The organism is Corallococcus sp. AS-1-6 (genome assembly GCF_020037015.1).
Lineage (GTDB): Bacteria > Myxococcota > Myxococcia > Myxococcales > Myxococcaceae > Corallococcus.
Genome location: NZ_JAIQDE010000008.1, coordinates 238648 through 255262, shown reverse-complemented (window position 1 = coordinate 255262; position 16615 = coordinate 238648). Strand labels below are relative to the sequence as shown.

Annotated in this window: 3 protein-coding genes; all 3 read right to left on the bottom strand. The window is 72.1% G+C overall.

What is annotated here, in order from left to right:
- From K8612_RS14070 to K8612_RS14060, 3 genes are read right to left on the bottom strand one after another with little or no spacing between them, the layout of a single operon-like run.
- The gene (locus K8612_RS14070) at positions 1-5961 is read right to left on the bottom strand and encodes a type I polyketide synthase (RefSeq protein WP_223762616.1); all 5961 of its coding nucleotides are present in this window, start codon (positions 5959-5961) and stop codon (positions 1-3) included.
- Positions 5962-6000: 39 nt separating this feature from the next.
- A complete protein-coding gene (locus K8612_RS14065; RefSeq protein WP_223762615.1) occupies positions 6001-10659 on the bottom strand; it encodes a type I polyketide synthase in 4659 nt (1552 codons plus the stop codon).
- 45 nt (positions 10660-10704) lie between these two features.
- Entirely contained in the window at positions 10705-16143 is a 5439-nt protein-coding gene (locus K8612_RS14060; RefSeq protein ID WP_223762614.1) for a non-ribosomal peptide synthetase, read from the bottom strand.
- Between the last annotated feature and the right edge of the window lie 472 nt (positions 16144-16615).

Below are 16615 nucleotides of genomic sequence, written 5' to 3'. Positions count from 1 at the left end.
TCAGGCCGCGTCCTCGCTGCTGCTGCTGCCACCACCGTCACCGCCGCCCGCGTCTTCCAGCACCGCGAGCAGCTCGGCCACCTGTTCGTCGGACAGTTGGTCCATGTTCTCCAGCAGCTTCTCCGCCTCCGCCGCGGTCACCTTCTGCTTCGCGGCGGGCGTGGCCACCGGCTGCGCGGTCACCAGGGGCTGCGCGGGCGTGGCGCCCTCCACGGAGTAGCCCAGCCGGTCGATGACCGCGTGGGTGGAGGCGTCGAAGGGGCGGGGCCACTTGATGCGCTTCCACGACTCGCCCATCTTCTTCTCGATGCCCTGGTGCTGGAGGATGTTGGGGTCCCCCAGGCCGCCCATCATGCGGTCCTTCTTGCCGTCATACGGCTGCACCATGCGCTCGTCGAACTCGAGCCCCAGGAAGTGGGCCACGCCGGTCATCACCTTCGTGGGGTCCGCGACCAGGTCCTCGTAGCGCACCTGGTGGCAGCGGTCCTTCCCGATGCCGTCGAAGAAGCGGAGCAGGTTCCGGTTGGACAGCGCCCACACCGTCTCCGCCACCACGTAGGGGTCCACGTCCGCGTCGCCGAAGAGGCCGGCGGCGAAGAGGCGGTCGAAGCGCATCCGGAGGATGGACTCCATCACCGGGAGCGGGTGGCGGTAGAGGTAGATGTACTTGTTGCCCTCGAACATCCGCTCCGCGCGCTCCAGCGTCTCCACGTCCATGGCGTACGTGGGCGTCTTGTCCACGAGCAGCCGGGGCGAGGACTTCTCCTGGAGGCGGCGGTAGACGTCCTGCGCGGACACGTCGTCCGCCACCAGCCGGTCCACCAGCGCGGCGCCGGCGGGCGAGTCCAGCTTCTCCAGCTCCATGAGCGCCCACTGCAGGCCGCCCGTGGTCCACTCCATCTCGGAGCCGAAGCCGATGTTCTCACGCCACTCGCGCATGCTCTCGAAGAAGAGCAGGTTCACTTCCGGCGGGCAGAACAGCCGCGGGTGTCCCGCGAGCATCACGCGGAACAGCGTGGAGCCCGCGCGCGGGCTGGAGTGCACGAACACCATGGGCGGGTTCTTCTTCGCCGTGTTGGTGCGCTGCACGCCGGACGTCTGCGCCCGGTAGGGCTTCAGCGGGTACGCGGACAGCGGCTTGTTCTCCGCGAAGCGCTGCGGGTCCTGGAGCCGGTCCATCTCCACCAGCAGGTACTTGGACAGCTCCGGGATGGACGGGTGCGCCTGCACCTCGTGCGGGTAGAGCTGGAACTTGAAGTCCTGCCGCAGGTCGTACTCCAGCTCCGCGCCCAGCGCGTGCAGGTCGTAGCCCTTGAGGCTGCCGTCGGCGGGCAGCTTGTCCAGGGGGACGCGCAGGCCCTCAGAGATGTGGTGGCGCAGGTACTCGGTGAGCAGGGCGGGGCGCTCGGTGGGGAACGCGGTGCGCAGGCGCTCCGCGATGGGCTTCTCCGTGGAGGCCGCGCGCTTGCCCAGCTCCTGCTCCACGCGCCCGGCGACGCCCGCGACGGTGGGCGTCTCGAAGAGGCCGCGCAGCGACAGGTCCACCTTCAGCACCGCGTGGATGTGGTTGCGAAGCTGCGTGGCCAGCAGCGAGTGGCCGCCCAGCTCGAAGAAGTTGTCGTGGATGCCGATGCCGTCGATGCCCAGCACCTGCTCCCAGATGCCCGCGACGGTCTTCTCCAGCTCCGTGCGCGGCGCGGCGTACGGCGTGAGGATGGACGGCCGCGCGTGCTTGTTGCCCTTCGCCGCGTCCTTCCTGCCCTTCTCCGCCTTCGCGGCCCGAGGCCCCTGACGGCGGCGCGCGGCCAGGTCCCCCGTGGAGACCGCGAGCCGGCCGCTCTCGCCGTGCGACAGCGCGCGGCGCAGCGCCTCCAGCCCTTCCGCGGGCTGGATGGCGAACTGGGCCAGCGTGGGAGACAGCTCCGCCATGGCCTGCGCGTCCGCGAACTGCCACGCGTCCCAGTCCACGCTCAGCCACGGGTAGGCGAAGCCCTCCGTGCGCGCTTCGGCGAAGGCGTCCATGAAGGCGCTGGCGGAGGCCTGCGCCACCTGGCCCAGGCCGCCCAGCACGGACGACAGCGAGGACACCAGGAGGCAGAACGCGGGGCCGTCCTTCGGGAGCACCGCCGCCAGCACGCGCACGCCGTGCACCTGCGGGCGGAAGTGCCAGGCGCACTCGTCCGGGCCCGTCTCCGCGATGGTGCCCAGCGTGGCGCCCTGCATGCCGCCCGCCGCGTGGATGACGCCGTCGATGCGGCCGAAGCGCGCCACCGCCGTGTCCACCACGCCGCGCATGGACTCCACGTCGGTGAGGGACGCCGGCAGCACCAGCATCTCCACGCCCGTGCGCTCCAGGGCGAGCGCGCGCTGGATGCGGCGGGACACCGCGTCCTCCACGCCGTGCTTCTCCACCCACGCCGTCCACTGGCCGCGGCTGGGGAAGTCCGCCGTCTCCACCAGCGTCAGCTTCGCGTGGTGCACCGAGGCCAGCTCGGACGCCAGCGCGTGGCCGATGCCGGTGAGGCCGTCCGTGATGAGGTACGCGCCGCCGTCGCGCAGCACCTCCGCGCCGGCCGCCTCCAGGCGCACGGGCTCGAAGGTCTGCACCCAGCGCTGGCGGCCACGCAGGGCCACCACCGCGTCACGCGGCTCGGCGCCCAGCTCCGCCGCCAGCCGGTCCGCCACCGCGCCCGCGTCCCCGGGCACCACGTCCACGAAGCGGCAGGCGAGGTTCGGGTACTCCTGCGGCAGCACGCGCGTGGGGCCCACCAGCAGGGCCTGCTCCGGGAGCTGCGCGTCCGCCTGCTCCACGCGGGCGGAGCGGCTGGTCACCACGGACCAGGTGAGCGGCTCCAGGTGGCCCGTCTCGCTCAAGGCGCGCGCGAGGAACAACTGGCTGTGGAAGCCCAGGTCCAGTGACGCCGGCTCGCGCGACAGGCTCCACAGGTGCACCACGTTGGAGAACGCGCGGCCCTGCTTCCTCAGCGCCTCCATCACCGCGCAGAAGTCCTCGCGGCGCGCCGGGTCCACCGTGAAGGTGCCGTCCGGGCGCTGCTCGAAGCGCGCGCCGGGCACGACGCGGAAGACGTCCCCGCCCAGCTTCGGCGCCAGGGCCTCCGCCACGCCGGTGTCGTCCGCGAACACCAGCCAGCCCGCGCCCGCCGAGGCCTTCGCCCTGGGCAGCGGGGCCAGCTTCCACGACGGCGCGTAGAACCAGTCCGCCACGTCCGGGCGCTTCGTCAGCGACGCGGGCGCGTCCGTCCGGGCCCCGCCGCCCAGCGGCTTCGCGTCGATCCAGTAGCGCTCACGCTGGAAGGGGTAGGTGGGCAGCGGCACGCGGCGGCGCTGCTCGTGGGCCGCGAAGCCCTTCCAGTCCACCGTCACGCCGTTGAGCCACAGCCGGCCCAGCGCGCCCAGGAGCACCTGGAGGTCCGGCGCCTGCTCGCGCGGGTGACGCGTGGAGGAGATGACGACGCGCGCGTCCGCGCCCGGCTGCTGCTTCGCCAGCGTGGCGAGCACCGTGCCGGGGCCCACCTCCAGCAGGGCCGCCTGCGGCCACTTGCGGCACAGCTCCTGGAGGCCCGCGGAGAAGCGCACGCCCTGGCGCAGGTGGGTGGCCCAGTAGCCCGGGTCCGTCGCCTGCGCGGCTTCAATCCAGGTGCCCGTCACGTTGGACAGGAAGGGCAGGGTGGGCGCGGAGAGCTTCACCTGGCGCACGCGCTCGGTGAAGGGCGCGAGGATGGGGTCCATCATCGCGGAGTGGAACGCGTGCGACGTGTGCAGCCGCGACACCTCCACGCCCTGCGCCTCCAGCTTCGCCTGGAGCGCGTCCACCGCGTCGGTGGGGCCCGCCACGACGGTGAAGCCCGGCGCGTTCACCGCCGCCACGCTGACGTTCGCGGGGAGCAGCGGCTGGAGCGCGGACTCCTCCAGCTTCGCGGACAGCATGGCGCCCGCGGGCAGCCCCTGCATCAGCTTGCCGCGCGCGGCCACCAGCGCCAGCGCGTCGTCCAGGCTGAAGACGCCCGCGAGGCACGCGGCCACGTACTCACCGATGCTGTGCCCCAGCATCGCGGAGGGCGTCACGCCCCAGGCCATCCACAGCTTCGCCAGCGCGTACTCCACGGCGAAGAGCGCGGGCTGCGTCAGCTCCGTGCGCGTCAGCGCCTGCGTCGCCGCTTCCGCCTTGGAGGCCTCCGGGAAGAGGACCGTGCGCAGGTCCAGCCCCAGGTGCGGCGTCAGCTTGTCCGCGCACGCGTCCAGGTGCCGCTTGAAGGCCGGCTCGGACGCGTACAGGTCGCGCGCCATGCCCACGTACTGCGAGCCCTGCCCGGGGAACAGGAAGGCCACCGGCCGCTCGTGCACGTCCGGCGCGTGCGTCCACTGGCGCGGGCCGTCCTCCACCTCCAGCGCGGCCAGCGCGTCCTCGCGGTCGCGGCACACCAGCACGCGCCGCTTCGCCATGGCCTGACGGCCCGTCTGGAGCGTGAAGGCCACGTCCGCCAGCGCCTGCGCGGGGTGCGCCTTCAGGTGCGCGGCCAGGTTCTTCGTCGCCGCGTCCAGCGCCGCGTCGCTCTTCGCGGACAGCACCAGCAACTGCGCGGGGCGGGACGCGCCGGACGGCGGAAGGGCCGGGGCCTCCTCCAGCACGATGTGCGCGTTGGTGCCGCCCACGCCGAAGGAGCTCACGCCCGCGCGGCGCGGGTGCTTGGGGTTCGCCTGCCAGTCGGTCAGCTTCGTGTTGACGAAGAACGGACCGCCCGCGAACGGGATCTCCGGGTTCACCTCCGTCACGTGGAGGCTGGGCGGAATCTGCCGGTGCTCCAGCGTCATCACCGCCTTGATGAGGCTGGACACGCCGGCCGCGTTGGCCAGGTGGCCGATGTTGCTCTTGAGCGAGCCCACCGGAATTTTGGGCGGGCTCGCCTTCGCCGCCGCCGAGCGGAACTTGAACGCCTTGTTGAGCGCGCGCACCTCGATGGGGTCGCCCATCTTCGTGCCGGTGCCGTGCGCCTCCAGGTAGCCGATGGTCTCCGGCGCCACGCCCGCCGCGCCCAGGGCCTCGGTGATGACGGTGGCCTGTCCCTCCACGCTGGGGGCGGTGAAGCCCACCTTCAGCGCGCCATCGTTGTTGATGGCGCTGCCCTTGATGATGGCGTGGATGTGGTCGCCGTCTTCAATGGCGTCCGCCAGCCGCTTGAGCACCACCACGCCCACGCCGCTGCCGAACACCGTGCCCTCCGCCTTCGCGTCGAACGCGCGGCAGTGGCCGTCCGGGGACACGATGCCGCCCGGTACGAAGGGGTAGCCCTCCGGGTGCTTCACGTGCACGGACACGCCGCCGGCCAGGGCCAGGTCGCACTCTTCATTCAAGAGGCTCTGGCAGGCCGCGTGCGTGGCCACGAGCGACGTGGAGCACGCGCTGGTGATGGAGTAGCTGGGGCCGCGCAGGTTGAGCTTGTACGCGACGCGGGTGGCCAGGAAGTCGCCGCCGTTGTTCACGTCCACCTGCACCTGGTCCATGCCGCTCAACTGGTCGAAGTTGGGGACCAGGTGGAACACCAGGTACGTGTTGGTGGACGCGCCCGCGAACACGCCGATGGAGCCGTCGAAGCCCTCCGGCGTGTGGCCCGCCTTCTCCAGCGCCTCCCACGCGCACTCCAGGAAGACGCGGTGCTGCGGGTCCATCAGCTCCGCCTCGCGGGGCGTGAAGCCGAAGAAGCCCGCGTCGAACAGCTCCATGCCGGCCAATGCGGCGCTGGCCTTCACGTGGCGCGGGTCCTTGCGCAGGACGGGGTCCACGCCCAGCTTCTCCAGCTCCGCGTCGGGGACGGGCTGGATGGACTCCACGCCGTCGCGCAGGTTCTTCCAGAAGGAGTCCAGGTCGGGGGCGCCGGGGAAACGTCCGGCCATGCCGACGATGGCGATGGCCTGCGCGTCGATGTTCGATTCAGCGGACATGGGGTGTGCTCGGGCTTCGAAAGGTGGGGGAGGGGACGGCTACTCCTCGTCGGAGGCGCTGTCGCCCCGGCGGTTCGCGCGGCGCGCGCGGCGGCGCTCCCCGCGGCTGAGCGCCTCGGTCTCCTCGGGCGCGGCTTCCGTGTCCTCGCTGCCGCTGGCGGCCTTGAGCAGCTTCGCCAGCGCCCCCACGGTGGGGCCTTCGTAGAGGGTGACGGCCGGCAGCGCGACGCCGAACTGCTCGCGCACGCGGGCAATCAGCTTCACGCCGACGAGCGAGTTGCCACCCAGCTCGAAGAAGTTGTCGTGCACGCCGACCTGGTCGATGCCCAGCGTCGTCTGCCAGAGGCGGGCGATCTTCTCCTCCAGCTCGTCGCGAGGCGGCACGTAGGCGTTCTGGAGCGCCGGCCGGGGCGTGGTGCCCAGGGCGGAGCCCACGTCCTGCTTCGCCTCCGCCTTCTCCTGCGCGGCGGCCGGCTGGGCCCACTTGCGCGCGCGGGCGCGCAGGTTGCTCGTGGACACGGCCACGTGGGACACGGCGCCCAACTGGAAGAGCTGCTCGAAGGCGTCCTCGCCCTCGGAGGCCGTGATGGCCAGCGCGCCGAACGGGCTCTGCGCGCCGCCCGCGCGGGACTCGTACTGCCACGCGTCCCAGCCCACGCTCATCCACGGCACCGGCGACGTCTGCGCCTGCTTCGTGGCGAACGCGTCCATGAACGACGTGGCCGCCGAGTACGACGCCAGCCCCAGGCCGCCCAGCACCGCCGCCAGCGACGACGACAGCACGCAGAAGTCCAGCGAGCGTCCGCGCACGGCCTCCTCCAGCGCGTACAGCCCGCGCACGCGGCCGTTGAAGGTGTCGCGCACGTCCTCGGGGCGGGTGTCCGGGATGGCGCGGAAGAGCGCCTGCCCCACGTCACCCGCCGCGAACACCACGCCGTGCAGCGCGCCGAAGTGGGTCAGCGCCGCGTCCACCGCTTCCTTCACCTGGACCTTGTTGGCGGCGTCCACGGACACGGTGTGCACCTGGGCGCCCAGCGCCTCCAGCTCGCGCACCTGACGGATGCGGCGGCAGACGGCGTCGTCCTCGCCGTGGGCGGACAGGTGCGCGTCCCACTGTGCGCGCTCCGGCAGCGCCGTGCGGCCCGCGAGCACCAGCTTCGCCTTCGCGCGCTTCGCCAGCGACTTCGCGTGGGAGAAGCCCAGCGTGCCGAAGCCGCCGATGAGCAGGTACACGCCCCCGTCGCGCAGCGGCAGTTGGGCCGTGCGAGGCGCGTCCGCGGGCACATGCTCGAAGTGCTGCACCCAGCGGGCGCCGCCCCGGTACGCGATGACGGTCTCCAGCCTGGACGGCGTGGCGGCCTCGGACAGCAGGGCCTCCACCAGCGCCGTCTCCCGCCAGCTTCCGGACGGGGGCAGGCGCACGTCCACGGCCTTCGCGGACAGGTGGCCGTACTCCTGGGGAATCACGCGCACCGGGCCCAGCACCGTGGCCAGCTCCGGGTTGGGCGCCTCGTCGCCCAGCGCCTGCATGCGGTTCGTCACCGCGACCAGCGACACGGGACGCGTGCCGGGCTGGCGGCCCAGGGCCTGCGCCAGGGACAACAGCCCCAGGAAGCCCTTGCCCAGCGCGGCCTCGAAGTCCGCCTCGCCGTGCGCGTCACCCAGGCCCAGCGTGCCCAGGTGCAGCACGTGGTCCGGGGCGCGGCCCTGCGCGGTGAGCGCCTCCAGCACCGTGGCCTCGCCGCCCAGCGCGAGCGACCAGTGGTGCTCGTCGTGCTTCGCGGTGACGGCGGCCGGGGTGATGCGCACCACGTCCTGGCCGGCCTCTCCCAGCTTCAGCGCGAGCCGCGCGCCCAGGCCCTCGTTGGAGTCGTCCGGGAGCAGCAGCCACCAGGTGGCCTTCTTCTCGCTCCAGGCGCCCTGCGGCGAGGGCAGCGCGCGCTGCCACGACGGCAGGTAGAACCAGCGCGCCACGGGCTGCTTCTGGTCCGCGGACGCCCACTCGGAGCGCTCGCCGTCGGCGGCGGTCTCCTTGCGCGGGTCCACCCAGTGGCGCTGGCGCTCGAAGGGGGACGTGGGCAGCGCGATGCGGCGGCGCTTCTCACCGCCCCGGAACGCGTCCCAGTCCGCCTCCACGCCCTCCAGCCACAGCCGGCCCAGCGTGGCCAGCACGTGGTCCAGGTCCGCGACCTGCTCCTTGGGGTGGCGCAGCGAGTTGATCAGCGCGTGCTTCGCGCCCTTGTCCGGGTGCTGCCGCGCCAGGGTGACGAGCGTGTTGCCCGGGCCCACCTCCATCAGGATGGCGTCGGACTCCTTGAGCAGCTCGCCCACGCCGTCCGCGAAGCGCACCGCGCCGCGCAGGTGCTTCGCCCAGTAGTCGGGGCTCGTGGCCTGCTCGGCCGTCACCCAGGTGCCGGTGACGTTGGACAGGTAGGGCTTCGTCGGCGCCTTCCGGGCCACCTTGCGGACCGCCTCGCGGAAGGCGTCCAGGATGGGGTCCATCATCGCGGAGTGGAACGCGTGCGACGTGTGCAGCCGCGAGGACGCCAGGCCCTGGAGCTTCAGCGTCTCCACGAACGCGTCGATGAGCGGCGTGGGGCCGGCGACCACGCACGTGGCCGGGCTGTTCACCGCCGCCACGGACAGGCCCTCCGGCAGCATGGGCGTGACGTGCTCCTCCGGCAGGGACACCGCGAGCATGGAGCCCGAGGGCAGCGACTGCATCAGCCGGCCGCGCGCGGCCACCAACGCCAGCGCGTCATCCAGGCTGAACACGCCCGCGAGGCACGCCGCCACGTACTCCCCGATGCTGTGGCCCACCATCGCGTGCGGCGTCACGCCCCACGACTCCCAGAGCTTCGCCAGCGCGTACTCGATGACGAACAGCGCGGGCTGGGTGAGGCCCGTCTGCTTGAGGCGCTCGGACGCCAGCTCACGCGACTCCGCGGCCGGGTACAGCACCGTGCGCAGGTCAAGGCCCAGGTGCGGCTTGAGCTTCTCCGCGCAGGTGTCCACCTGGGCGCGGAAGGCGCCTTCCGTCTCGTACAGCTCGCGGCCCATGTCCACGTACTGCGAGCCCTGCCCGGAGAACATGAACATCACCGGACGGCCGCTGTTCTCCGCGGTGCCGCTGAACACGCGGCCCGGGGTGCGCTCCGCCAGCGCGGAGGCCAGCTCCGCCGTGGTGCGCGCCACCACCGCGCGGCGCTTGCCGAAGCGCTTGCGGCCCACCTGGAGCGTGTACGCCACGTCCGCCAGGTCCACGCCGGGGTTCTCGCGCAGGTGCGCGGCCAGCCGGTCCGTGGCGACCTCCAGCGAGTTCTCCGTGCGCGCGGACAGCAGCACCACCTGCGCGGGCAGGCGGGCCTTGTCGGTGGCGGGCAGCTCCGGCGCCTCCTCCAGGATGGCGTGCGCGTTGGTGCCGCCCATGCCCAGCGACGTGACGCCCGCGCGGCGCGGCGTCTCCCCGCGCGGGAAGTCGCGCAGCTCCGTGTTCACGTAGAACGGGCTGTTGGGGAAGTCGCACGCCGGGTTGGGCGTCTTGAAGTTGAGGCTGGGGGGAATGACCTTGTGGTGCAGCGTGAGGGCCGCCTTGATGAAGCCCACCGCGCCCGCCGCCGAGTCCAGGTGGCCGATGTTGCTCTTCACCGAACCCAGCGCGCAGAAGTTCTTCTTGTCCGTGCCCTGGCGGAAGGCCTGCGTGAGCGCCGCGACCTCAATCGGATCACCGACCTTGGTGGCCGTGCCGTGCGCCTCCACGTAGCCGATGGAGTCCGGCTCCACGCCCGCGACGGCCTGCGCCAGCGCGATGACCTCCGTCTGGCCCGCGACGGCGGGGGCCATGTAGCTGACCTTCTGCGAGCCGTCGTTGTTCACCGCCGAGCCGCGCACCACCGCGTAGACGGTGTCGCCGTCCTTGAGCGCGTCCGACAGGCGCTTGAGCGCGACCACCGCCGCGCCGTGGCCCGCGACGAAGCCCGCGGCCTCCTCGTCGAACGTGTGGCAGTGGCCGTCCGGCGCCGTGGTGCCACCCTCGTGGTACAGGTAGCCCGCCTTCTCCGGGAAGTGGATGGACACGCCACCGGCCAGGGCCATGTCGCACTCGAACGACAAGAGGCTCTGGCAGGCGTAGTGGATGCACGTGAGCGACGTGGAGGACGAGGACTGGACCGTGACGGCCGGCCCCTTCAGGTCCATGCGGTACGCCACCTCCGTGGTGAGGCTGTCCTTGTCGTTGCCGATGGACGCCTGGAGGCTCTCCACGCCCGCGACGTGCGCCAGGTGCGAGTACAGGTTGGAGAGCAGGTACGTGTTCATGCTCATGCCGCCGAACACGCCCACGCGGCCGGGCTGGCGCTCCGGGCTGTAGCCGGCGCTCTCCATGGCCTCCCACGCGCACTCCAGGAAGACGCGGTGCTGCGGGTCCATCAGCGCGGCCTCGCGGGGGTTCATCCCGAAGAAGGCCGCGTCGAACTGGTCCGTGTCGCCCAGCGTGCCGCGGGCCTTCACGTAGTTGGGCGCGCGGACCATCGCGGGGTCGGCGCCCTCCGCGATGAGCTCCTCGTCGGTGAAGAAGGTGATGCTCTCCACGCCGCCGGTGAGGTTCTTCCAGAACTCGGAGATGGTCTTCGCACCGGGCAGGCGGCCGCCCAGGCCGATGACCGCGATGCCGTCCACTTCGGGAGTCTCAGTGCTCATGAAGCCGTCCTTCGAAATCTGGGGGGTGTGCCTGAAAGTCGTTGGTTACTTGCCACGGCCGCGCGCCTGCTGACGCCGCGCCTGGGCGGCCCGGCGGCGCTCCGCCTCGTCCTTGATCTTCTGGGAGGCCGCGCCCGAGTCCTCGCCCTTGTTCGCCAGGTGCTGGGCCAGCGCGCTCACCGTGGTGAACTTGAACATGTCCACCAGCGCCAGGTCCGCGCCCAGCTCTTCCCGCAGCCGCCGGTGGGCCTGCGCGATGAGCAGCGAGTTGCCACCCAGCTCGAAGAAGTTGTCGTTGAGGCCCACGCGCTCCACCTTCAGCACCGCCGCCCAGATGGCCGCCACGCTGCGCTCCACGGCGCTCTGCGGCTGGGCGTAGGCGACGCCGGAGGCGAGGCGCGCCCCTTCCGGCGCGGGCAGTGCCTTCGCGTCCACCTTGCCGTTGGGTGACAGCGGCAGCGCGGACAGCGGCACGTACGCGGACGGCAGCATGTACGGCGGCAGCCCCTCCGCGAGGAACGTGTTCAGGTCCGAGTGCGTGGGCGCGGGCTCGCCCAGGACCACGTACGCCACCAGGCGCTTGTCGCCGGGCGAGTCCTCGCGCGCCATCAGGAACGCGTCCTTCACGGCCGGGTGGCGGCGCACGGCGGCCTCCACCTCACCCAGCTCGATGCGGAAGCCGCGGATCTTCACCTGATCATCCGCGCGGGACAGGAACGTGAGCACGCCATCCGGCAGCCAGCGCGCGCGGTCGCCCGTGCGGTACAGGCGCTGTCCGGCGTGGAACGGGTCGGCCACGAAGCGCTCCGTGGTCAGCTCCGGCCGCTTCCAGTACCCGCGCGCCACGCCCAGGCCGCCCACGTACAGCTCACCGGGGACGCCCACGGGCAGCAGGTTCTTCTCCGCGTCCAGCACGTACACGTCCGTGTTGATGACGGGCCGGCCGATGGGCACCCACGCGTGGCCCCGCAGGTCCTCCACCGCCATGCGGTGGTAGGTGGAGCACACGGTGGTCTCCGTGAGGCCGTAGCCGTTCACCACCGGCACCGTGGCGAGCAGCTTCTCCACGTCGCTGGCCACCAGCGCCTCGCCGCCGGAGAGCACCAGCTTGAGCGGCGGCAGTTGCTCCAGGCGCGCGTTGAGCCCGGCGATGACCGCGGGCACCGTGCTCACGATGGTGACGGTGTGGCGGGTGATGAGCTGGAACAGCTTCTCCTGGTCGAGGATCTCCTCCTCGGTGGGCAGCACCAGCGCGCCGCCCGTGCACAGGAGCGGGAGGATCTCGCCCACGAAGCTGGCGGAGGCCACCGACGTGAGCGGCAGCATCCGGTCCGTGGCCCCAGGCGCGTAGGACTCCACGAAGGAGCGGACGAGGTTGGCGAGGCCCCCGTGCTCCAGCATCACGCCCTTGGGCTGACCGGTGGAGCCGGAGGTGTAGACGAGGCACGCCAGGTCCCCGGCCGCCACCGTCGCGGCGGGCGCGGAGGACAGCGCGCCGTCCAGCGGCTGGTCCACGAACAGCGTGCGCGCGGACATGCCCGAGGGCAGCGTGCGCTGGAGCCAGGACTGGGTGATGAGCACCGGCGCCTGCGTGTCGCCCAGGATGAAGGCCACGCGCTCGGACGGGTACGCCGGGTCGATGGGCACGTACGCCGCGCCCGCGGCCATCACCGCCAGCACGGACACCAGCGTCTCCACCGAGCGCTCCAGGCAGATGCCCACGATGTCGCCCGGCTTCACGCCCGCGCCACGCAGCCACGCGGCGAGCTGCCCCGCGCGAGCGTCCAGCTCACGGTAGGTGAGCTGCGAGTCCTTGAAGAGGACCGCGACGTTGTCCGGCGTGCGCGCCACCTGCGCCGCGAAGAGCGCGGGCAGCATGTCCGCCTGCGTGAGCGGCACGCGCGGACCCTTCCAGGTCTCCAGGAGCTGCTGCTGTTCGGCCTGCGTGAGCAGCGGCAGCCCCGCGAGCGCGCGGCCCGGCTGCGCGGCGATGCCGGACAGCAGCGTGGCCAGGTGCCCGGCCATGCGCTCGATGGTGTCCGCCTCGAAGAGGTCGGTGTTGTACTCGAAGGAGGCCACCAGCTCGCCGTCCGCCTCGCCCATGGTGAGGGTGAGGTCGAACTGCGCGCCGCCGTGCGACAGCAGCAGCGACTCGATGGGCAGGCCCGCCACGGTGGACTTCGCGCCCGGGATGTCCAGGGCGAAGGGCGTGAGGCCGCGCTCGTCCAGCTTGGAGGCGCGCTGGTAGACGAACATCACCTGGAACAGCGGCGAGCGGCTCTGGTCACGGACCGGCTGCAGCCGGTCCACCAGCGCGCTGAAGGGGTAGTCCTGGTGCTCCAGCGCGCCCAGCATCGTCTGGCGCGTCTGGGCCAGGTAGTCCGTGAAGGACAGCGTGGGGGACGGGCGCGTGCGCACCACCAGCGGGTTGACGAAGTAGCCGGTGATGCCCGCCAGCTCCGCGCGTCCACGGCCCGCGCTCACCACGCCCAGCGTGAAGTCCTGCTGGCCGGTGTAGCGGTGCAGGAGCACCTGGAACGCCGTCTGGAGCACCATGTTCGGCGTGGCGCCATGGTCGCGCGCCAGCGTCTTCACCGCGCTCGCGACGTCAGCATTCAGCCGGGTGGTGTGGACGCGGCCGTTGAAGGTCTGCGCCGGGGGACGCGGGTGGTCCGTGGGCAGGTCCAGCACCGGCAGCGTGCCGGACAACTGCTCGCGCCAGTACTTCTCCAGCGCCTGGCCGCGAGCACCGGTGAGCATCTCCGACTGCCAGCGCGCGTAGTCCGCGTAGGTGCGCGCGGGCTGGGCCAGCGTGGGGCGCTTGCCCAGCTTGAGCGCCGGGTAGAGCGCGTCCAGCTCCTCCGCCATCACCGCCAGCGACCAGAAGTCGGTGACGATGTGGTGCATGCAGATGAGCAGCGCGTGGTCCTCCGCGGACCGCGACACCAGCCGCACGCGCAGGAGCGGACCCTTCTCCAGGTCGAACGGGCGGCGGGCCTCGGCGGACAGGGCCTCCGCGACCTGCGCGTCGCTCCAGCCCTTCGCGTCCGTGACGACGAAGTCCAGCCGCGGCTCCGCGTGCACGCGCTGCACGGGGCCGGTGGCCGCCATGACGAACGTGGTGCGCAGGGCGGGGTGGCGGGCCACCAGCGCCTCGAAGGCGCCCTTCAGCGCGTTCGCGTCCAGCCCCGCGCGCACGCGCACCGCGACGGGCACGTGGTAGGCGGCGCTCTCCGGCGCGAGCTGGTGCATGAACCACAGCGCCTGCTGTCCGCCGGACAGGGGCGCGTCACCGGTGGCGGACGAGGCGGCCACCGCGCTCGAGGCCTGCTGGGACGGCGGCGCCGACATCAGCGTCACCACGACCTCCGCCAGCTTCGCCAGCGACACGCCCTGGAGTACGTCCGACAGCGGCAGGTCGATGCCCAGCCCCGCGTCCACCGCGCTCTTGAAGTCCACCGCCATCAGCGAGTCCACGCCGTAGGCGTGCAGCGGCTTCTGCGCGTCCACCTGCGCCGTGGGCAGCCGCAGCACCTGCGCGGCCTGCTCCTGGAGGAACACCGCCACCATGGCCCTGCGCGCGGTGGTGTCCGTCACCACCGCCAGCATCTTCTGGAGCATGCTGGTGTCCGGGCCCACGGGCGCGGGCGCGGCGGCTTCCGGGGCGGCGGTCTTCACGGCCTCGGGCGCCGGGGCGGGCGCGGCGGCGAGGATGCTCTTGTGCAGCGCCTCCAGCGTGTCCGCGACGTACTCCGCGCGGGTGGCGAAGCGCTGGATCTTGCCGCTGGACGTCTTCGGGATGGCGCCCGGCCCCAGCAGCACCACGCCCTGGGCCTGCAGGTCGTGCCCGGCCGCGACGGCCTGCCGGATGCTCTGCGCCAGCGCGTCCAGGTCCACGCCGTCGCGCTCCACCGCGCGGCGGTCCACCTCCGTCACGACGACCAGGCGCTCCTCGTCGTCCTGCTCGATGGAGAACGCCGCCGTGCAGCCGGGGCGGATGGCGGGGTGGGCGGACTCCACCGTGCGCTCGATGTCCTGCGGGTAGTGGTTGCGCCCGCGGATGATGATCAGGTCCTTCAGGCGGCCGGTGACGAACAGCTCGCCGTCCGCGAGGAAGCCCAGGTCGCCCGTGCGCAGGAACGGCGTCGGGTCCCCCGTGCCGGCCAGCGGCTGCTGGAAGGTCGTCCGCGTCTGCTCCTCGCGGCCCCAGTAGCCCTGCGCGATGCTGGGCCCGGCGACGCGGATCTCCCCCACCTGGCCCGCCGGCAGCGGCGCGCCCGTCTCCGGATGCGCGATGACCAGGCGCTGATCCGTGAGGTTGCGGCCGGAGCCCACCAGCGTCTGGGCGCCGGGGCTCGCGGCCTCCTTCGCCACCACGCGGTTGTCCTTCAGCGCGCCCGCGTCCACGGTGCGCTGCACCGGCAGCTCGCGCTTGTCACCGCCGGAGGCGATGAGCGTCCCTTCCGCGAGGCCGTAGCACGGGTAGATGGCCTCCGAGCGGAACCCCTGCGGACCGAACGCCTCCGCGAAGCGCCGGAGCGTGTCCGGCATGATGGGCTCCGCGCCGTTGAAGGCCAGGTCCCAGTGGCTCAGGTCCAGCTTCGCGCGCTCCTCCGGCGTGCTCTTGCGCACGCACAGGTCGAAGGCGAAGTTGGGCCCGCCGCTGGTGGTGGCCTTGTAGCGGGAGATGGCCTCCAGCCAGCGCATGGGGCGCTTGAGGAAGTCCACCGGCGAGAACAGCGTCACCGGGAAGCCGCCGTACAGGGGCTGCAGGATGCCGCCGATGAGGCCCATGTCGTGGTACGGCGGCAGCCAGATGACGCCCTGGCTGTGCGTGGAGTGACCGAAGCACTCGTGGATCAGCTTCGAGTTGTGCAGCAGGTTGCCGTGCGTCAGCACCACGCCCTTGGGCGACGACGTGGAGCCGGACGTGTACTGGAGGAACACCCGCGTGTCCGTGGCCACGCCGGGGTCCTTCCACCCTTCGGCGACCTCCGCGTCCAGCGTGTCCGTGGCGATCCAGTGCAGCTCCCGCAGCTCCGGCGCCTGCTCGAAGAGCATCTCCCCCATGCCGTAGATGAAGTCGGTGGTGAGGGCGATGGTGGCCTGCGCGTCCTGGCTGATGGCCAGCAGGCGCGGCAGCGTGCGCGCCAGGCGCATGGGGTCCGGCGGATAGATGGGGACCGCGATCACGCCCGCGTACAGACAGCCGAAGAACCCGGCGATGTAGTCCAGGCCGGGCGGGTACAGCAGCAGCGCCCGCTGGCCCTGGGCGCCGCGCGCCTGGAGCGCCGCCGCGATGGCCCGGGCCTTCTGATCCAGCTCCGCGTACGTCAGGTGCGCTTCGTCCGTCTCCCCGTCCAGCAGGAACGTAAAGCCGCGCCGGTCACCCTGGGTGGTCGCGCGGACGCGCAGCAATTCAACCAGGGTGGAAAACGCAAGGTCGGGGACCGGGGAAGAACCGGGCGGGGTTCCAGTGGGCATTGACGCGACTCCTGGGAGGCGGGGGTGTTCCGTGCGCGGGGGGCACGGAGACGCGGATTCAGGGGCCGGGGGGGTGCTGTCTCCCGGCGAGACAGGGTTTCAAGAGGTCAGTCGCAATCAGCACCCGCCGTGAAGGGGCGTTGTCTCGCGCATGTATCGTCTGACGCGCGCGCGAGCAATCCCCCCCACCCACATTGGCGCCATGCTGGAAATCGGGCACCGCGGGGAGCGCGTGAAGCAGGGGCGGGGCTGGGTGCGAATTTCATGAGGACGGAATTCGGAGAGCGTCTGGGCCGCGACTCACTTCATCTCGCGAATGGGGGAACATTCAAACGACCCCCAAGGTCGGAAACCCGGGGACCTCCCCTGTTCGCGGGATAGTGCGCGAGGTGTCCGTGTAAACGTGACACATCGGATCATGCGACGGGAACACGCGGAGTGTACGGGTCCGCCTCCGCGCGAGCGGCTCCAC